The 20,068-nt window shown below is 51.7% G+C and carries 16 protein-coding genes; 10 read left to right on the top strand and 6 right to left on the bottom strand.

What is annotated here, in order from left to right; genetic code table 11:
• The first annotated feature begins 130 nt into the window (after positions 1-130).
• Positions 131-1,009 (top strand): bestrophin family protein, encoded by an 879-nt coding sequence (locus DZC79_RS13780; protein WP_118952177.1) that lies wholly within the window; start codon positions 131-133, stop codon positions 1,007-1,009.
• 113 nt (positions 1,010-1,122) lie between these two features.
• On the opposite strand, the gene DZC79_RS13775 is transcribed toward DZC79_RS13780, so the two are convergent.
• Positions 1,123-2,502: an MFS transporter gene (locus DZC79_RS13775; RefSeq protein ID WP_232831830.1), complete on the bottom strand. Its 1,380-nt coding sequence runs from the start codon at positions 2,500-2,502 to the stop codon at positions 1,123-1,125.
• Between the two features lie 217 nt (positions 2,503-2,719).
• Here DZC79_RS13775 and DZC79_RS21260 point away from each other — a divergent pair, with 217 nt between their 5' ends.
• Positions 2,720-3,214 (top strand): hypothetical protein, encoded by a 495-nt coding sequence (locus tag DZC79_RS21260; protein WP_157977138.1) that lies wholly within the window; start codon positions 2,720-2,722, stop codon positions 3,212-3,214.
• Positions 3,215-3,284: 70 nt separating this feature from the next.
• Complete coding sequence (locus tag DZC79_RS21870) at positions 3,285-3,527, top strand: class I lanthipeptide (RefSeq protein ID WP_118952175.1); 243 nt, start codon at positions 3,285-3,287, stop codon at positions 3,525-3,527.
• Between the two features lie 55 nt (positions 3,528-3,582).
• Here DZC79_RS21870 and DZC79_RS13760 read toward each other — a convergent pair whose 3' ends face one another.
• Both DZC79_RS13760 and DZC79_RS13755 read right to left on the bottom strand, forming a co-directional pair.
• Entirely contained in the window at positions 3,583-3,798 is a 216-nt protein-coding gene (locus DZC79_RS13760; protein ID WP_118952174.1) for a hypothetical protein, read from the bottom strand.
• Between the two features lie 60 nt (positions 3,799-3,858).
• On the bottom strand, positions 3,859-5,751 hold the full coding sequence (locus DZC79_RS13755) for a DNA topoisomerase IV subunit B (RefSeq protein ID WP_118952173.1): 1,893 nt from the start codon (positions 5,749-5,751) through the stop codon (positions 3,859-3,861).
• 224 nt (positions 5,752-5,975) lie between these two features.
• On the opposite strand from DZC79_RS13755, the gene DZC79_RS13750 reads away from it, so the two are divergent.
• The 3 genes from DZC79_RS13750 to DZC79_RS13740 all read left to right on the top strand — a co-directional run bounded on the left by DZC79_RS13750 (position 5,976) and on the right by DZC79_RS13740 (position 12,669).
• Positions 5,976-7,901, top strand: a complete 1,926-nt coding sequence (locus DZC79_RS13750; protein WP_118952172.1) for a T9SS type A sorting domain-containing protein — start codon at positions 5,976-5,978, stop codon at positions 7,899-7,901.
• Between the two features lie 172 nt (positions 7,902-8,073).
• The gene (locus DZC79_RS13745) at positions 8,074-9,048 is read left to right on the top strand and encodes a deoxyhypusine synthase family protein (RefSeq protein WP_118952171.1); all 975 of its coding nucleotides are present in this window, start codon (positions 8,074-8,076) and stop codon (positions 9,046-9,048) included.
• A gap of 129 nt (positions 9,049-9,177) precedes the next feature.
• Positions 9,178-12,669, top strand: a complete 3,492-nt coding sequence (locus DZC79_RS13740; RefSeq protein ID WP_118952170.1) for a LamG-like jellyroll fold domain-containing protein — start codon at positions 9,178-9,180, stop codon at positions 12,667-12,669.
• 144 nt (positions 12,670-12,813) lie between these two features.
• On the opposite strand, the gene DZC79_RS13735 is transcribed toward DZC79_RS13740, so the two are convergent.
• Together DZC79_RS13735 and DZC79_RS13730 are read right to left on the bottom strand one after the other, a co-directional pair.
• Positions 12,814-14,865 carry an alpha-ketoacid dehydrogenase subunit alpha/beta gene (locus DZC79_RS13735; protein WP_118952169.1) on the bottom strand — a complete coding sequence of 684 codons (2,052 nt, stop codon included), beginning with the start codon at positions 14,863-14,865 and terminating at the stop codon, positions 12,814-12,816.
• Between the two features lie 131 nt (positions 14,866-14,996).
• Entirely contained in the window at positions 14,997-15,476 is a 480-nt protein-coding gene (locus DZC79_RS13730; RefSeq protein ID WP_118952168.1) for a hypothetical protein, read from the bottom strand.
• A gap of 305 nt (positions 15,477-15,781) precedes the next feature.
• On the opposite strand from DZC79_RS13730, the gene DZC79_RS13725 reads away from it, so the two are divergent.
• From DZC79_RS13725 to DZC79_RS13710, 4 genes are all read left to right on the top strand, one after another.
• Positions 15,782-16,063: a co-chaperone GroES gene (locus DZC79_RS13725; protein WP_118952167.1), complete on the top strand. Its 282-nt coding sequence runs from the start codon at positions 15,782-15,784 to the stop codon at positions 16,061-16,063.
• 102 nt (positions 16,064-16,165) lie between these two features.
• Positions 16,166-17,800 carry a chaperonin GroEL gene (groL, locus tag DZC79_RS13720; protein ID WP_118952166.1) on the top strand — a complete coding sequence of 545 codons (1,635 nt, stop codon included), beginning with the start codon at positions 16,166-16,168 and terminating at the stop codon, positions 17,798-17,800.
• 118 nt (positions 17,801-17,918) lie between these two features.
• Positions 17,919-18,590 carry a DinB family protein gene (locus DZC79_RS13715; protein ID WP_198666894.1) on the top strand — a complete coding sequence of 224 codons (672 nt, stop codon included), beginning with the start codon at positions 17,919-17,921 and terminating at the stop codon, positions 18,588-18,590.
• Between the two features lie 142 nt (positions 18,591-18,732).
• The gene (locus tag DZC79_RS13710) at positions 18,733-19,176 is read left to right on the top strand and encodes a hypothetical protein (protein ID WP_157977137.1); all 444 of its coding nucleotides are present in this window, start codon (positions 18,733-18,735) and stop codon (positions 19,174-19,176) included.
• A gap of 67 nt (positions 19,177-19,243) precedes the next feature.
• Here DZC79_RS13710 and DZC79_RS13705 read toward each other — a convergent pair whose 3' ends face one another.
• Positions 19,244-19,930 carry a class I SAM-dependent methyltransferase gene (locus DZC79_RS13705; protein WP_157977136.1) on the bottom strand — a complete coding sequence of 229 codons (687 nt, stop codon included), beginning with the start codon at positions 19,928-19,930 and terminating at the stop codon, positions 19,244-19,246.
• Between the last annotated feature and the right edge of the window lie 138 nt (positions 19,931-20,068).

Genomic DNA, 20,068 nt, shown 5'->3' with positions numbered 1-20,068 from the left:
ACATCAGAATATGTTAATTATAATACAAGGGAAATAACCGGGGAGAATCGTTCGCGGAAAACATTAATGTGCCGGTAACCTGTTTCAGCGCAAATCGTATATATTTGCCGCCTATAAGTCCATAGCATCGATGAAGATATACAATCCCAAAGACTGGTACAATGTCTTGTTCCATATCCAAAAATCGGATACGCTCAGGCGGCTCTTTCCCTATATGGTATTTGTGGCGCTCTTTTCGCTGGGCATTGCTTTCTGGGAGATCGAATACCTGCACCTGAGCCAGAACAGCTGGGTCAAGAATGTGCCTGTAATGCATACCCTGCTGGGCTTTGCCATATCGATGCTGCTGGTATTCCGTACCAATACGGCCTATGACCGCTGGTGGGAAGGCCGCAGGCTATGGGGCTCCCTGGTCAACAACAGCCGTAACCTGGCGCTGAAGCTGGATGTGATGCTGGATACGGAAGACAAGAGCTCAAGGAATTTCTTCCGGGAAACTATTCCTCTGTATGCTTCGGTGCTGAAAGACCACCTGCAATCGGAAGTAACGCGCGTAGCGCTGGACGAAACCGATCATCCTGAGCTGGACAATATCGATACCCGTAAGCATGTGCCCAACCAGGTAGCAGGTCTCATGATGCAGCGGATCAATACGCTATACAAGCATGGTAAGCTTACCGGCGACCAGCTGATCACGCTCAATGGAGAGCTCTCCTCCTTTACGGATATCTGCGGCGCCTGCGAACGCATTAAGAATACACCCATCCCCTACTCTTACAGCTCCTTCATCAAGAAGTTCATCTTCATCTATGTGATGACCTTACCCTTCGGCTATGTGGTGCTGCTGGGTTATTATGTGGCCCCTATCGTCACTTTCGTCTTCTATGTGCTGGCAAGCCTGGAGCTGGTGGCCGAGGAAATTGAAGATCCCTTCGGCTTCGATCCCAATGATCTGCCCATGGATAAGATGGCCGCCAATATCAAGAAGCACGTGGGGGAAATTATTTGATTCTTTCAGCAATGATTTGTGGAGACGTTGCAGTGCAACGTTTCCATAGGAATCTTTCAGCGATACACTTCCGCACAGAGAATACAGTGCTCTGTATGAAGCTTTTCTCAGTATCATTCTTTAGCTCCGCTTTCTTTTTTCTTCGTTCCTCTTTCTTCAGCGAAGGAAAACAGCCGCAGCTGCGGCGCGCGCCAGAAAGTAAGCGCTACTACCGCCAGGGTGAGGCATCCGCCCAGCACGATCGCGTGCACTGTACCCAGCCAGTTGGCCATCACACCGCTTTCAAAATCGCCCAGCTCGTTGGAGGAGCTGATGAACATGGTATTGACCGAGGCTACCCGGCCCCGCATATCGTCGGGAGTAACCAGCTGCAGGATGGTGCCCCGGATCACGACACTTACGGCATCAAACATACCGGAGAGCACCAGCACACCGAAGGACAGGAAAAAATTGCGTGAAAGCCCGAAAATAATAATGCTCACACCGAACCCTGCTACACAGGCAAACAGCTTTTTGCCGGGATGCGTACGCAGGGGAATAAAGGCCAGCAAACCCAGGGTGATCAAGGCGCCGATACCAGGCGCCGCCCGCAGGAAGCCGAAAGCGGTGGCGCCACTGAAGAAAGTGCCGTTGTCCGGAAAAAATTCCTGCTGCACCGCCGGCAGCAATGCCACTGCGCCGCCGAACAATACGGAGAACATATCGAGGCATTGTGCGCCCAGCAAAGCCGGCGTTTTGAAGACAAATTTCAGTCCCTCGCCGATGCTTTTGAATATCGGCTCACGGGTCTGCTTCAATATGGGCTTGGGCTGTATTTTCAACAGGGGGACCAACAGCAGCAACTCAATAAAGAAGACCAGGGCAGAAGCGATGATAATACCGCTGCTATTCGCTTTAAGATCACTCACACGCTGCATATCGTTGATCGTCGACTCGGGTATGGCGGGACTGAATACAGCGATCGTAGTACCAGCGATCAATGGGCCCAATACAGCGCCGATCTGCCAGGCCATGCTGGACCAGCTGGTAGCGTTGGGATAATCGCTGCGGGGCACCAGTTGGCCCAGCAGGGAGAAGGAGGCTGGCCCCAGGAAAGAGCGCAGGATACCGCCGATAAAAATAAGAAAGAAGATGCTGCCCAGCCGCAGGTTATGGCCCAGGTGCTGCATAGCAAAAGGCGTGGACAGGTACAATAATCCCAGGCCCAGCAGGATATAGCCGGTAAGTGCCTTCAGCAGCATGCCTCTTTTTTCCCGCTGGTCGACGATATGTCCCGAGAACAGGGAGCAGCTGATGACAGGGATCACTTCGGCCAGGCCCACAAAGCCCAGCGCCAGCTTGCTTTGGCCTGTAATGTGGTACACCCAGTAGCTGACAATAGAGAACTGCATGGCCAGGGCAAAGATGAGGCCGAATCGGATAGCGAGGTAATACCGGAACTCTTTAACCGCGAGCGCGGGATTCTTCTGTAAGAAGGTATCGGAGAAGGACAAGGAATTATTTTTGACGACAAAGGTACGACTCCCCGGCGGGAAGGGATTTTTATTTCTGCTAAAAAGAACGTTAAGCCAATGAGATGCCACAAATTAAATACCTCAGGCTACAAATCCATTGCACTACGCTACAAAGCAGGGACCTTGGTCATATGACGGATAAGTTAGCTTTACATAAACCCGACACGCAATCATCCACTTCCAAATCCCAATATCTATGCTACGATTCAGATCAAGTGTACTATGCACCCTTCCCATCCTGCTGCTCGCAGCGACCGGCTGCTCCAAGAAAGAGACTACTGTACAGCAACCACGCCCTGCACAGGTAACCCAGACGCTCCCTCTACGTTGTGCACCCGACAGGAATGTTATCGGCTACCTTGCGCTTTGCAGCGAGCTTAATGCTGTAGGCAATTGCGACCGGCCACAGTGCACAGGAACATCTACGACCATTGTTTTAACCAGCCCCCATCTTTCCCTGCCAACGTTATTGTGGATCATCAGCAGCAACCAAACGATTACTATTGCAGAACAAAACCAGATCATCCAGGCAGCCAATACCTGGGCCAACGCTAACAATCCCACAGGCTATACTATCCGCTATATCGAGTACAAGCCGGATATTATTGTATCCACTACCTCAACCTCGGCATCTCTGTATGTGGTCGTTACCTATCAGAAATGTACCGGAGGCGGCGGCCCCATCGGCTAGCTGATGAGGATAAATAGGACATAACGCCGGGAACATATTGCACCTTTCATATTAACGCTGAATTTTCCCCATGGCGGTTAAGACAGGGGAGATTACCTTTCAACTACATGCTATGAAAAAAACGAAACTGACATTCGTCCCAAAACTGGTGCTGCACAAAGAAGCTATCGCGCCACTGACATCAAAAGAGAAAATTGCCATAATAGCGGGAGGAACATTGCTACCATCCTGCGTAACCCTCAAATGTTTGAATAGCTGCGCCCTTCCCTTATGCAATACGCCGGAAACAACCGGTTGCCCTCCGACCCAATAATGCTATCGTTGAATAAGGACTTTGTCCACACGAAGACTTTAATACAGTATCTCGGTCAGGCCCTGACAAGAAGCGCCAGCTGAAAAAGGCTGGTGAGCAATAACACCACAGCCAGCAGCAAGGTAAAAAAGGCTATAGCCGCCTTTTTCTCAAAAGGTTCGCCCAGCCGGCGCTTGCGGCTGGCCTGCCGGTAACAGAGCAGGGAAAGCACTAAGGCCGCCATTCCCAACAGGAATACCAGGGCCATGCCCGGTGTGATCTGATGCAGCATAAGCAGGATAAAAGCAAAACAGACCGGCGACCGGTCTGTTTTGTATTTTATAGAGGCAGATCAGGCAGCGGCTTCTTCGGCCAGGTCCTTTTCTACGATCAGGTTTTCGATAATGAATTTCTGGCGTTCGGGTGTGTTCTTGCCCATAAACTCCTGCAATAGCTTCTGGATATGCGCATCCTTGGTCAGCATCACCGGCTCCCGGCGCATGTCTTCACCGATAAACTTGCCGAACTCTTCCGGTGAGATCTCGCCCAGACCTTTAAAGCGGGTAATCTCGGGGCGGTTGCCCAGCTCGGCAATCGCCTTCTGCTTTTCCTCCTCGTTGTAGCAGTAAATGGTCTTTTGCTTGTTGCGCACCCGGAACAAAGGCGTTTCCAGGATATACACGTGACCATTGCGGACCAGGTCGGGAAAGAACTGCAGGAAGAAGGTCATGATCAGCAGGCGGATGTGCATCCCGTCCACATCGGCATCGGTGGCGATCACAATATTGTTGTAGCGCAGCCCTTCCATGCCTTCCTCGATATTGAGCGCATGCTGCAGCAGGTTGAATTCTTCGTTTTCATAAACGACTTTCTTGGTCAGGCCAAAGCAGTTGAGCGGCTTCCCCCTCAGGCTGAATACTGCCTGCGACTCTACATTGCGGGTCTTGGTGATCGATCCGCTGGCCGAGTCTCCCTCCGTGATGAAGATCGTCGACTCCAGCTGACGTTGCTGAAACACGTCTTTATTCTTAGCGGGGGGCTCGTCGTTCAGGTGAATACGGCAGTCCCTCAGCTTTTTGTTATGCAGGTTGGCTTTTTTGGCCCGCTCATTAGCCAGCTTACGGATGCCGGACAGCTCTTTGCGCTCGCGCTCGCTCTGCTCGATACGCTTTTTCAGCGCCTCGGCTACAGCAGCGTTTTTGTGCAGGTAATTGTCCAGCTCTTTGGAGAGGAAATCCAGGACGAAGCTCTTCATCGAAGGGCCATTCTCATAAGTAGTGAGCGAGCCCAGCTTGGTCTTGGTCTGCGATTCGAACACCGGCTCCTGCACCCTCACCGAGATCGCAGCGCAGATACTTTGCCGGATATCGGCAGCATCGTAATCCTTTTTATAAAAATCCCTTACCGTCTTCACGAAAGCCTCCCGGAAAGCCGCCTGGTGCGTACCGCCCTGCGTAGTGTGCTGTCCGTTGACAAAGGAATAGATCTCTTCGCCGTAATCGCCGGTATGGGTCAGCGCCACCTCTATATCCTCGCCTTTCAGATGGATAATGGGATAACGGAGCTCTTCAGGATTGGTCTTATTCGTCAGCAGATCAAGCAGGCCGTTCCTGGAGAGGAATTTTTTCCCGTTGAGATAAATGGCCAGGCCGGCGTTGAGGTAGCAATAATTCCAGATCTGGTTGATGTTGTAGTCCTGGATGAAGTGGTAATTCTTAAACACCGAATCGTCGGGCGTAAAGCTGACCTCGGTACCGTTCTGCTCGGTCGTGGGCACTTCCTTATACTCCTTTACCAGCTGGCCTTTTGCGAATTCAGCGGTCTTGGCCTTACCATCACGGTAAGAAGTTACCCTGAAACTGCTGCTGAGCGCGTTCACCGCCTTGGTACCCACACCATTCAAGCCTACCGATTTCTGGAAGGCCTTGCTATCGTATTTGGCGCCGGTATTGATCTTGCTCACCACATCGACCACTTTTCCCAGGGGAATGCCCCGGCCGTAGTCCCTTACCAGCACCGAGCCGTCTGCTACGGATATTTCGATCTGCTTGCCAAAACCCATAGTGTATTCATCGATGCAGTTGTCCACCACTTCCTTCAGCAGCACGTAGATGCCGTCGTCCATGCTGCTGCCGTCGCCCAGCTTGCCGATGTACATACCGGGGCGCAGGCGTATGTGCTCGCGCCAGTCGAGCGACCGGATACTGTCTTCGTTATATTCTGCTGTTACTTTTTCTTCTGCCATAAGAGTTCTGAATTACCTTTTAAGCCGTGCAAAAATAAGGAAATGATCGCGTGATCGGAAAGCGGGTTATAGTTAAGCTGTAACGCATTATTACAAAAAATACATAACCATGTACATTAACTGTATATGAAATCTACCGGCATCCATGGTTGGGGTTAAGGGGATTCTCTAATTTTGCCCGACTTATTTTTATAATATAATTAAATATTCAAAAAACGGTGCGTATGAGATCATCACTATTGAACAAGAGAACATTGACCGCAGGTCTGGCGGCCCTGGCGCTGACAGCTGCATCAGGAACGGAAGCCAATGCTCAGTTGAGCTTGACGGGTACCAGCTACACACAGGATTTCAATAATATAGCCGGAGGACTGCCTATAGGCTGGACCGTACGTACCGGAGCAACTGCTACTATACTGGGTACCGATGTTACGGCGACCAAATATACGGGAACAGTGGGTACGGCAACAGAATGGTCCACTTTCTCAGGCGGTTTCAGGAATTCGGCTTCCGCTACTCCTTTTGCTTATTATGCTTCCGGTACATCTGCGCTGCAGGCGTCCGAAACCAACAGGTCCCTTTCTGTAAGGCAGGTTGGCGCTACCAGCACCAGCTTCCCCAATTCAGATTCCGGCGCCGCTTTTGTATTGCAGCTCGCCAATACTACCGGCCTGAACAGCTTCAATCTTTCCTTCAAGCTGCAGTCCCTTGATTCAACCTCTGCAAGAGTAACCACCTGGAAAGTGGATTATGGCTTCGGCAGCACTCCTACTACTTTTACCCCGGCTACGACCACAGGTACCATGACCACAGGTGGCAATACCTTTGCCAATCACACTGTAACGGTGAATTTCGGCACGGCATTAGATAACCAGTCAGGTCCGGTATATATCCGTATCGTAGCGCTGAACAACACTACAGGAACCGGCAACAGGACCACTACCGGCATTGACGATTACACCCTGACCTGGACCGGCGCCGCTACTGCAACCAACATCCAGGTAGTGTCTAAGACACCTACAGGCACCAACGTTCCCCTGGCTACCAATACACTGCATATCAAATATGACAATCCGCCGGCCATCGGCACCGGTAATGTTGAGCTGTATAAAGCATCTGCTCCCGGCACACCTGTAGCTACTTTTAATGTGACTACCGCTGCCACGATCAACACCGATTCTTCTGTTACCATCAACGGCCTGGCGCTGGAAAACAACACCAGCTATTTCGTAAAAATGCCTGCAGGCGCTTTCACCAAGACTGGAGGTACCTTACCTAATGAAGCGATTACCAGCAATACCGCCTGGACTTTCAGCACAGTAGATACCACTACACCCCCAGCCCCCACCCCGATGACCACACTGAACGAAACCTTTGCTAATTGCAATTTTCCTGCCATGGGCGTATTCGTACAGTATAGTGTAGCCGGCACCAAAACCTGGAAGTGCTCCAGCCGTAACGTTCACGGTTCTACCGATACCTTCTCCGTGTACATTAACGGCGGTTCTGCACCCGGTACATCAGAAGCGAATGAAGACTGGCTGATCTCTAACGCGCCGTTCAATTTCTCTGCTATGACTGCTCCTGAGCTGAGCCTGTGGCAATACCGCCACTATGATGGTGCCGCTACCCGCACAGTTAAGGTTTCTACCAACTACGTGGCCGGCACCAACCCCAGCAGCGCCGCCTGGACAACAGTGAGCGTACCTGCTATGAGCAACATGCCTGCTACGGATACCTGGGAGCAGATCAGCGGTATCGATCTTACCCCTTACAAAGGTTCGAACTTCTACCTTGCCTTCACCTACGAGTGCAACACCAGCGGTGCTTACGAGCTCACTTATGACGACATCAAAGTACAGGAAAAAACAGTAGGCATCTTTGGTACGCAACGCGGACAGCTCGCACTGCAGGTACTGGGCGACGCTACACCTGATGCGATCCAGTTGGGTATTTCCCTGCAAAAATCAGCCAACCTGACTGCCCAGATCTTCGATATGACCGGCCGTATGGTATACAGCCAGGCGCTGAACGCCAGCAACGGACACGGTGTGTACACCCTGGCCAATACAGGTCTGCGCGCAGGTACCTATGTGATCCGTATCACTAACGGTACCGAGTTCGGTGCGATTAAAGCTATGGTGAAATAAGATCCTGCCGGAAACGAAAACGATACAAGCTGCCGGGCCCATCCCGGCAGCTTTTTCATTGAAAACGTCCTCCGCACCGGATAAGGTTTTAAGCTTATTCCTGCATACTCCTCCCGGAAAAGCTTACTTTTGCAGCGCTTAAACAATCACCCTTCAAAATTAAAGACGACATATGAGTAAAGGCCCCGTTTCCCAGTTTATACAACATCACTACCGCCACTTCAATGCGGCTGCTTTGATGGACGCAGCCCTGGGCTATGAAGCGCACCTGGCCGAAGGCGGCAAAATGCTGGTTTCCCTGGCCGGCGCCATGAGCACTGCCGAGCTGGGCATTTCGCTGGCCGAAATGATCCGCCGGGATAAGATCCACCTGATCTCCTGCACCGGCGCCAACCTGGAGGAAGATGTCATGAACCTGGTGGCCCACTCGCATTATAAAAGGGTCCCCAACTACCGCGACCTTACCCCCCAGGACGAATGGGATCTGCTGGAGAATCACTATAATCGTGTAACGGACACCTGCATCCCCGAAGAAGAAGCTTTCCGCCGCCTGCAGCAGCACCTGGAGAAAGCATGGAAAGAAGCAGAAGCCAAAGGCGAACGCTTTTTCCCACATGAATTCCTGTATAAAGTAGTGCTGAGCGGCGAGCTGGAGCAGTACTACGAGATCGATCCCAAAGACAGCTGGATTGTTGCCGCTGCACAAAAAAATATTCCCATCGTTGTCCCCGGCTGGGAAGACAGCACCACCGGCAACATCTTCGCGAGCTATGTGATCAAAGGCGAGCTGAAAGCCAGCACTGTAAAAAGCGGCATCGAATATATGGTATGGCTGACCGAACTGTACCGCGAAATGAGCACCGGCAAAGGCCTGGGCTTCTTCCAGATCGGCGGCGGTATTGCAGGAGACTTCCCCATTTGCGTAGTGCCTATGATGTACCAGGACCTCGAGTGGCATGATGTGCCCTTCTGGTCTTACTTCTGCCAGATCTCCGATTCCACCACCTCTTACGGCTCTTACTCCGGCGCGGTGCCTAATGAAAAGATCACCTGGGGTAAGCTCGATATTCATACACCCAAATTCATAGTGGAAAGCGATGCAACCATCGTTGCACCGCTGATCTTTGCCTGGCTCCTGGGCTGGTAAAATCAAAAGATATATTGTTACAAAAAAACAGCACCTTTATGTAGGTGCTGTTTTTGCTTTTTACATCATCCGGTTTTTTTAAATTCGATGTTTCCTATTCCCTCGGGATAACGATCGATAAATAATCAAATGATGAAGCAGCTCAACTATTTTCTACTGGCGGCCGGTATCTTCTTCCTGCTGCCTTCCATGAAGGTAAAAGCCCAGGATACCACATGGGTGCAAACTTACACCTTCGATTCCCTGTGGACGCGCAGGGCCAAATTCCATTTCCCTACGGCAGACGAAAGCTACCGGAAGATCCTGATGTTTTTCAACATCAAATGTTATCCCAATAAATCGGGCGATGGCAACTATGCCTGCGGCGAATGGGATTATATCTACTTCAACAGCATCTACGACCATCGCGGCAAGCTGGATTCTACATTGCAAAACGGCAGGTACTTCACAATAGAAGGCCGGGGCAATGTAGATACGCTTCCTTATAGTCCGCAGCCGCAATACGATATTAACCGCTATTACCTGTACAATACGGTGATCGATAACATCACCGGCGGCAATAGTTTTACGGTTGGCACCGCGACTACGGCCATGCCTCATCCCTTCAACCTGGCGGCAGGCAATGAGCGCAGCCAGTTTATATGGAAAGCCGGTGAGCTGGCGGCAGCCGGGCTTACCGCCGGTAACATTACCGGTATTAAGCTCAATTTCCAGGGCAATAGTGCTATGCTCAATGACCTGCGTATCCGCATCAGGCAAGTACCGGTGGATAGCTTTGGGGTAACTGCCATGACGGAAGACACGCTGACCAAAAGCTATCATTATAATAGCGTAATCACTGCTGCAGGCTGGAACAACTTCCGGTTCAATCAACCTTTTGCATGGAACGGCACCAGCAACCTGCTCATCGACTTCTCCTACAACAACCCGGCTCCCGGTACGGCCAATATGCTGATGGGTAATACCACGCCCCAGGCCAGCGGCTTATTCAGCACTACAGGCAACTACAGCATCAGCGCTTTTCAGAACATGGGAGGCAATGTGCAATTTGACAAGGCCCTGAACCTGTCCGGCGGCAACAGTGCCCGCACCTATGAAGTATGGGTAAGGGTTGATTCCTTCCAGACCGGCTGGGGCGCGGTATTCAGCGCTGGCAGCCTCTGGAGCAACAACAAGGACTTCAGCTTCCTGACCACCAGCCCTGACAATAATTACAAGTTCAACTTCTGGGGCTCCAACGATTTTACCTTCACTGGTCCTAACCTGAAGAAGGTATGGAAGCACCTTGCGGTCACCTTCGGCAACGATACCATACGGGTCTATGTGAACGGCGTCCTGATTCAGCAGCGCCGTAAGACCAGTATCAATACACCTGCCACACGGGATTTCCTGTTGGGACAATGGGGCGATAATGGCGCCAACCTCCTGGGCCGTCTTTCTCACCTGCGGGTATGGGATAAGGTGCTGAGCCAGGCCGAGCTACAGGTATGGATCGGCCAGGATGTTACTCCGGCGCATCCGCAATATGCCCACCTGAAAGGCGATTACCGCCTCAATGGCGGCGCCGGCCTTGACGTACCTGATTTTTCGGCAGCGTCGCAGCCGCCGGGACACCTGCATGGCAACCTGTGGTGGCGACCGGTAAAACCTGCCGATTATTACTACAATGCTCAGAAATTGTACTGGCGGCCCCAGATCCAGGTAGAGCAATACACCTATAACGCCCACCTGGATTCAGTGCTGGTAACCGATACGATCTATAATCAGCCCAGCATTGTTAATTTCTATGGTAATCCCGATGGTGATTATGTCATCAATGATGAAGACCCGGCCAATCCTGCGCTGATTACCGGTACCCGTTACCTCTGGACACATCCCTACAGCTACCGTTATACCAACGGTGTGCTTACCGATTCGGTACCCAACATTATGGATTCTGTTTATTACAACCGGAACAAACGCTGGTACAGCAATACGGTAAAATACGAGATCGGCCGCAGCATATCGCCCTACGGCATCCGGCTCGATCTCGGCGGCGGCCGCACCCGTATCTATGATGTTACCGATTACTATCCCCTGCTGCAGGATACAGTAGATCTCGAAGTAGGTGGCACCCAGGAGATACAGGATGTGAAGTTTGCGTTTATTAAAGGCGACCCACCAGCAGTGGTTAACCGCATCAACCAACCCTGGGGCAAGGGTTGGAACCAGTACAAATACGGTGCCCTGGCGGCAGATACGGCGCTCAGGCCGCTGACCATACCGCTGGACGCCAATACAGGACAGGTAAAGTTCCGGTCCTACATTACCGGCCATGGCGGCGCCGAGAACAGCGGGCCCAACTACCCCAACGGCTGCTGCGAGTTCATGTACAACGACCATTATTACAAATCCAACGGACAAGTCATCCATCCGTTCCGCATCCAGCGCAGCGATTGTGGGCTCAACCCCATCTATCCGCAGGGCGGCACCTGGGTGTATGACAGGGAAGGCTGGTGTCCCGGCGATATTATCGTGGGCCATGACTATAATGTAACTGAAAATATTTCCGGCAGCGCTATCAATCTCGACTATGCGATCGCGCCTGTTCCGGCCGGTAACCCCAACCTGGGCAACGGTGTTTACGATGTAGGCCTCCAGGTGATCGAATACAAAACACCGGGCAGGAACAATGACGCAGAGCTGTACGACATCCTCAAGCCCAGCGATGCGTTCGCCTTGTCAAGGATCAACCCCATTTGCCATACCCCGCAGGTCATCATCCGCAATGCGGGTAAGAACCCGCTTACTTCTGCGGTAATCAAATACAAAGTGTCCGGCGGCATGGAAGAAACCCTTAACTGGACCGGCAACCTTAAGTTCCTGGATACTGCTAAAGTGGACCTACCCATCAGCAGCCTTGCCTTCTGGAACGGCGACCAGGGCAACCGATTCATCGCCCGCATCGCCGGCGCCAATGGCGGTACCGACGAATATGCCGGCAACGATGAAGCCAGCTCCGCTTACAACATACCCGATATACTACCTAACGATAAGGTGGTGGTGAAATTCGTTACCAATGCTGCGCCCCAGGAAAATACCCTGCGTATCCGCAGCAGCGACGGCAATGTGGTGCTCGAGCGCAGCGGCCTGACGGCCAATACCACTTATCTCGATACCCTTACCCTGCCTTGGGGCTGCTATACCCTGGTGCTGGACGATGCCGGTAATGACGGGCTGAAATGGTGGGCCAATCCCAACCAGGGCGAAGGCAGCCTGTCCCTGATCGATGGTACCAACGGCACAGAACTCAAGAAGTTTGAGGCCGATTTTGGCGCACAGGTCTTTTATGCATTCACTGTTGTATTCGGCCTTAGCCTGCCCGAGATCGACCTGAACAGGGATGTGCTGGTTTATCCCAATCCCAACAGCGGAAGCTTCACGGTGCAGATGCAGGGCTTCAACGGTAAAGTAGACCTGGAGCTGTCCAATGCTGTGGGGCAGAAGGTATGGTCGCAGCAAGTAAGCTGCATGGGCAGCATGACTAAAGTGCCTTGCACCACGAAGCTGCCTGCCGGCGTTTACCTGATGCGCATGAGCAGCGGCAATGCTTCGGCGGTGAAGAAGATCGTGGTACAGTGATCTCACTATAAATCATAATCAACATAAAAGCCTGCGGAGGACCGCAGGCTTTTAATTTATCAAGGTATCACAGCCCGATGCGACAGCATCTGAATCCAAAAAAATGCCCCGGTTTAGACCGGGGCATTTGCTATCTATTTGCTTTTAATAATTCAGCAACCATTCTATTTTCTCCTTCACCTTATCGGCATTGGGCAGCATTGCGGCTTCCAGGCCGGTATTCATGGGTACCGCCGGCAGGTTCAGCGCGCCGATGGTCTGTACCGGCGCATCCAGGTTGCGGAAGCAATGCTGTGCGATTTTGCCCGAAAGCGCTTCGCAGAAAGAGTTGTTCAGCTGTTCTTCGGTAAGCACAATGCACTTGCCATGACGTGTCACCGTTTCATACACCAGCGCTTCGTCCAGGGGATAAAGCGTGCGCAGATCGATGATCTCCACGCTGCCGGGGAAGTGCCTGGCCGCGGCCTTGGCCCAGTAAACGCCCATACCATAAGTAATGATGCAAAGTGAGTTGCCGCTGGCAACCTGCTCTTCATCGGCCGCCAGCACCACGTTGCCTTTGCCGAAGGGCAGCACATAATCCTCGTCGGGCTCTATGGTCCGTGCTTCGTCGGTGCCAGGCACCTTGCTCCAGTAAAGACCTTTATGCTCCAGCATCACCACGGGGTTGGGATCGAGGAAAGCAGCCTTCATCAGTCCTTTCATATCGGCAGCATTGGAAGGATAAGCGATCTTGATGCCTTTGATCGTAGCCAGTGTGCTTTCCACGCTGCCGCTATGGTAAGGGCCGCCGCCGCCATAGGCGCCTATCGGTACCCGGACGATCATATTCACAGGGAACTTGCCGCAGCTCAGGTAGCAGGATTTGCTGATCTCGGTCACCAGCTGGTTCAGACCAGGATAAATGTAATCGGCAAACTGCACTTCCACGATCGATTTCAATCCCAGCGCGCTCAGGCCTACGGTAGAACCGATAATATAAGCTTCCTGGATCGCCGTGTTGAACACCCGCGCGTCGCCGAACTTATCGGCCAGTGTGGCCGCCTCGCGGAACACCCCGCCCAGCCTGCGTCCTACATCCTGCCCGAAGAACAACGCCTCGGGATATTTGCGCAGTATCTCTTCCACGGCATGCAGCGCAGCATCTACCATCACAGTCCGTTCCTTGCCTGCAGGGCTGCGGTTGCCTTTCTCTTCTGTAACCGGTGTAGGTGCAAATACATGGTCGGATACCGTGGCCGGGTCGGGCTCCGGCGCCGCTACGGCCATGTCGAATTCTCTTTGTATAAATTCTTTCTCTTCTGTTTCTATCTTATCCAGTTCGGTCTCGCTGACGCCACGGCTCAGCAGCAGCGCTCTCAGCTTAGGCCCGGGGTCATCTTTATAATGCTTGGCCAGGTCTTCTTCGGTACGGTACCATTCCTTGCGTACGCCCGAAGTGTGATGACCCAGCAGGGGTACCCTGGCATGCACCAGGATCGGCTTGCGTTCTTTCCGTACCCATTCGATCGCATCCTGCATGCATTGATAAGAAGCCTCGAAATCGCTGCCATCGACCCTCACCCGCTCCAGGCCTTTAAAGCCGGCAGCATATTCGTAAGCATCCATGGTACGCGCTTCGTCGCTGCTGACGGATATACCCCAGTCGTTGTCCTGCACCAGGTAGATCACCGGCAGCTTCTTCAGCACAGCAAACTGGAACGCTTCGCTCACCTCACCTTCCGTTACACTGCCATCGCCCAGCGAGCAGACCACTACCGGCGGCTGCGGGAATTCCTTCAGCTGCTGCGATTCGATATAAGCCACTCCTTGCGCCACACCGGTGGTGGGGATCACCTGCATACCCGTAGCGCTGCTCTGGTGAATGATCTGCGGCACATTGTCCCTGCGACTGTTGGGATGGTTGTAATAAGCCCGTCCGCCGGTAAAAGGGTCATCGCCTTTGGCCAGCAGCTGCAGCATCATTTCATAAGGCCTCCAGCCCATGCCCAGCATCAGGCTTTCGTCGCGGTAGTAAGGGCTCACATAATCGTAGGACTTCAACAGGAAGCCTGTTGCCAGCTGTATCGCTTCATGTCCCCTTGAGGTGGAGTGTACATACTTGCAAACCGGCCGGTTATTTTCATAAATATCTGCCATCGCCCTCGCGGTCATCATCAGGCGGTAAGCTTTCAGTAATATATCGTTGGAAAGCATGGTTCTTATTTAGTGCGGCGCAAAGATAAGCGAAATGCCGTAATGGGGCCTTAACCGGTAGTGAAGGCCGGGTCCTTAAACAGGAATAGGCACGGCTTGGCCGTACCTATTCCTGTTATATCCCTGATTTCTTACTGGATCTTCATACCCACCTTGGAGGCATAGGCCCGCTGTGCGGCCTGGGTTGCGGTCTCTTCGGTATTGATACGGGTCAGCACATGATTGAATTGCTCTACGGCATTGTTATAAGCGTCGATATCCTGGCTGCCCTTCAGGCTCACCAGCTTTTCGGCCGCAGGCACATAGTCTGTTTTAATCAGCTGGAACATACCCAGCACTTTCTGGTGAAAATCTTTCGCATCTTCGGAGGGCTTAAGGCCGTTCATCACCCCGATACAGCTATCGGTGGTTTTCGCCATGCTTTTCAGGTCGGCCATAGCCTGCTCTTTATTATCACTGCTGCCGAAAGTCGACATTTTTGCTGTGAATGCGCTGGCGTACCCCTGATACATATTTGCCACTGTATCATTATACTTCTTTTCGCTCATCTGGTTGCAGGAGGCCATCAGGCAGAGGATCGCCGCAGCAAGGATAAAAATGCTTTTTTTCATATATGGTCGTTTGTATTCGGTGTAAAAGTAACGATGCCGTTCCAGAACCTTATTTCGCTTTCACATACGCGCATCCCGGCCGGTTATTTGTCGGCAGAAAAAAGAAAAACGCTTCCTTCTGTCAGTTAGCGGATATTGGTGTGTAAATTTGACTGTCATTTTCACATAGTGACGGCAATTCCTGAAAAATTGGCAAGATTTCCTGGTTGGCACATTTTTGGTGGGCGACAAGTATTGCAGGGCTGTAAGCTCAGCCGCTGCACGATACATTTCCAAACAATTTAATATCTATAATCAATCTTCTTATGGCTAAGAAAGCTAGCATTACCCCGCTTCACGACAGAGTGATCGTAAAACCGGCTGCCGCCGAAACGAAAACTGCAGGTGGCATCATCATCCCCGATACCGCTAAAGAAAAACCGCAACGTGGTATTGTTGTAGCCGCAGGTCCTGGTAAAAAAGACGAGCCCGTAACCGTTAAAGCCGGCGACACTGTGCTATACGGCAAATATGCCGGCACCGAGATCACCATCGAGGGCGAAGACCTGATCATCATGCGCGAAAGCGACATCCTGGCAATTGTTTAACGCAAAATGAAAAATTAAAAAATGCAATAGGACCAAAGGTCTTTCTGCATTTCAATCTCATTTTTTTGAATTTTCCCTTTTAAATTCTGAATTAAAATAAAAATGGCTAAACAAATCCTTTTCAATATCGACGCCCGCAACCGGATGAAGAAAGGCGTTGACACCCTGGCAGATGCCGTTAAAGTAACCCTGGGCCCCAAAGGCCGTAACGTAGTGATCGAAAAGAAATTCGGCGCGCCCTCCGTAACCAAGGACGGTGTGACCGTAGCTAAAGAGATCGAGCTGGAAGATCCCATTGAAAATATGGGCGCCCAGATGGTGAAAGAGGTGGCCAGCAAAACTGCCGACATCGCCGGCGATGGCACCACTACCGCTACTGTACTGGCACAGTCCATCATCAGCGAAGGCCTGAAGAACGTTGCCGCAGGCGCCAACCCTATGGACCTGAAGCGTGGTATCGACAAAGCCGTAACCGCTGTAGTCGCTAACCTGAAGAAGCAAGCGCAGAAGGTAGGTAACGATAACCAGAAGATCGAGCAGGTTGGTACCATCTCCGCCAATAACGACAACGAGATCGGTAAGCTGATCGCTGAAGCAATGGCTAAGGTAGGTAACGAAGGCGTGATCACTGTAGAAGAATCCAAGACTACCGATACCAAAGTAGAAGTAGTAGAAGGTATGCAGTTTGACCGCGGTTACCTGAACCCTTACTTCATTACCAATACAGAAAAAATGCAGGTAGAAATGGAAAATCCTTTCGTCCTGATCTTCGACAAAAAGATCAGCACTATGAAGGATATCATCTCTATCCTGGAAAAAGTGGTACAAAGCGGCCGTCCGCTGCTGATCATCGCTGAAGATGTAGAAGGCGAAGCCCTTTCTACCCTGGTGCTGAACAAGCTGCGTGGTTCCCTGAAAGTAGCTGCTGTTAAAGCTCCCGGCTTCGGCGACCGCCGCAAGGAAATGCTGCAGGATATCGCGGTATTGACTGCCGGTACCGTGATCAGCGAAGATCTGGGCTACAAGCTCGAAAATGCTGACTTCAGTTACCTGGGACAAGCCGAAAGTATCACTATCGACAAAGACAACACTACCGTTGTGGGCGGTAAAGGCAAGAAAGCGGACATCAATGCCCGCGTATCCCAGATCAAAGCCCAGATCGAAACCACTACTTCCGATTACGACCGCGAAAAGCTGCAGGAACGCCTGGCCAAGCTGAGCGGCGGTGTAGCCGTACTGTATGTAGGCGCTTCTACCGAAGTAGAAATGAAAGAAAAGAAAGATCGCGTTGACGACGCCCTGCATGCTACCCGCGCTGCCGTGGAAGAAGGCATCGTAGCCGGTGGTGGTACTGCCTTCATCCGCGCTATCGAATCACTGGCCAAGCTGGAAGGCGCCAATAACGACGAGGAAACCGGTATCGCTATCGTGCGCCGTGCGCTGGAAGCTCCCATCCGTACTATCGTTGAGAATGCCGGACTGGAAGGTTCTATCATCGTTCAGAAGATCAAGGAAGGCAAAGCTGACTTCGGCTTCAACGCCCGTACCGAGCAGTTCGAAAAACTGTTTGCTGCTGGTGTAATCGATCCGACCAAAGTAAGCCGCGTAGCCCTGGAAAACGCTGCTTCTATCGCTTCCATGCTGCTGACTACCGAGTGTGTGATCGCCGACAAGCCCGAGCCTAAAGGCGCTCCCGCCGCTCCCGCTATGCCCGGTGGTATGGACATGGGATATTAATCCGGTCCTCATACTTGATATACAATACAAAGGCCCCGGCGATCCGGGGCCTTTGCTCTTTTAAGAATTTCTGAACATGGGAATGCCTTACCTTAGCCGCACATCTAAAACACCCATTATGACCACACACCATCCATCCGGTCGCAGAAATTTTCTCAAAACCTCGGCTGCGCTCACCCTTGGCCTTACGCTCTTCGGTCGGCTGGGAAACCGTACCCTTGCCGCACTACCCGAAGAGCAGGAGGAGGGTTTGCTGACGATCGGCCCTTTAAAAGGCTATACACCGCAGATCGGCACGCTGGTATCGATGCTCAACTATAACCGGGATACCATTATCAAGTCAATCAAATCATTGACGCAGGAACAGCTGGATTACCTGCACGACGGTCATGCCAATACCATTGGCGCGCTGGTGATGCACCTGGGCGCCGTAGAAAAATATTACCAGATCAATACCTTCGAAGGCCGGCAGGAATTTAACGCAGAAGAGCACAAGCTATGGCATGCCGGCATGTCCCTCGGCAAGGAAGGCCGGACAACAATCAAGGGAAAAGACGCGCAATACTACCTTGACCTCATTGGCTCGGTAAGGACGCATACGCTGGAAGAATTCAGGAAAAGGGATGATGCATGGCTGCTGGCTAAAGACCCGGTATGGTCAAAGCCCGGACAACCGGTCAATACTTACTGGAAATGGTTCCATGTATGCGAGCATGAATCCAATCATCGCGGGCAGATCACCTTTCTCAAGAAAAGGCTTCCCGGCGCCAAGCCTGATGACGGGGAGTAGTTCAGGAAAAGAATCCTCCGCTTATAAAAAAATTTCCCAAGCCTGCTGAACCAACAGCGGGCTTTTTTATGTCGTCTATAATTTTATCAGACCATCATACGTTTAAAATCATATTCATTAAGAGTAAAACCTAAGCCTCCCCATGAAACGATTTCCTGCTATCGGTTTCCTGCTCCTGCTGGCAGTGGCTGCCGGCTCCTGCACCAAGACAACCTGCCCCCCTTACTGGCAATACCCCGACTGTCACACGCCCGAACGGGCACGGTTTTTCGGACTATACCGGGGTACGTCGCTAATGGATGATAAACAGGAATCCATTACCCAATGGCAAATGCAGGCAGGGCCAGAGATCGGGCAGCTGAGCATGGCTCCCGACCTGGTACTGCAGCTGAATGCCCAGGATCCAAGGGTGTTCACCATAAAGGACCGGTCATTCATGGGCAATAACCGGTATATCCGCAGTGAAGGCTCATCCGGCTTCTTTAACGGCGACCAGGTGACCATAGAATTCTGGACAGATGAGGGAGCTTCGGTAGTTGCCGGTGAAAAGCTGACCCATTATACTTTTACCGGCGTCCGACAATAAGGGAGCCCGCCGCAGGACATCACATCAGACCGGAAGCTACCTTGTACCATACGGGGGAAGTCGAACTTTATTTGCGTGCAATCGCAAAGGTGCTTACACCGACCGGAAGCAAACCGTTTTTACAGAAGAAATTCTCAACGCTGATCACATTTATCATCAGCCGGTTCAGCGCCTCGGGCATAACAACGATGGCATCGCTTTTCTCTGCCGCCTTTTTGTTTCGTCCTGTTATCTTTTCCAGCATCCTTACAGCCAGGGTAGGCAGGAAAACAGCCGTGTTCCAATAGCCACTTTGCACAATATCCAGGCCGGATTGCCGCAGCTTTGTTTTCAGTTCTTTGCGGGTATATCTTCTGTAATGGTAGTTGATATCATCATGATGCGACCACAGGAACATGAAGGCCGGCACAAAAACGAAGAGCAGGCCGCCGGGCTTCAGTATCCGGCTCCAGTTGGCCAGGGCCAGCTGATCATCTTTCAGATGTTCCAGCGAGTCGGACGCAATGATCAGGTCAAAATGCCCCTCGGGAAATTCCGGATTGTGTCCGTCCATAACATAGGCATTGCTGATACCCTTCTCCCGGCAAATCCTGATTGCCTCTTCACTATAGTCAAGCGCATAAAGATTATCATATCCCAGCTGCATAAGATCCGCCAGGAGCTCACCTCCGGAGCAGCCTATATCTATAATGCGGGCATCTTTGGCTATGTGGTATTTTTCCAGGAAGGCAACGATCAAACGTCTTCTGCTCACAAACCACCAATTACCGTGCTCCTGCTGATGATACTTTAACTCGTAATCTTTATCCATTTGGGGAAGAAGGGAAAAGATGCAAATTAAGCGGTATCAGGCAATAGTTTTTTATGAATTTGAAATATTATTAAAAACAAT

It is taken from the genome of Taibaiella helva (assembly GCF_003545695.1).
In the GTDB taxonomy this organism is placed as follows: Bacteria; Bacteroidota; Bacteroidia; order Chitinophagales; family Chitinophagaceae; genus Taibaiella; species Taibaiella helva.
Note: the sequence above shows the minus strand (reverse complement) of the source record. Positions and strands in the feature narration are given on the sequence as shown.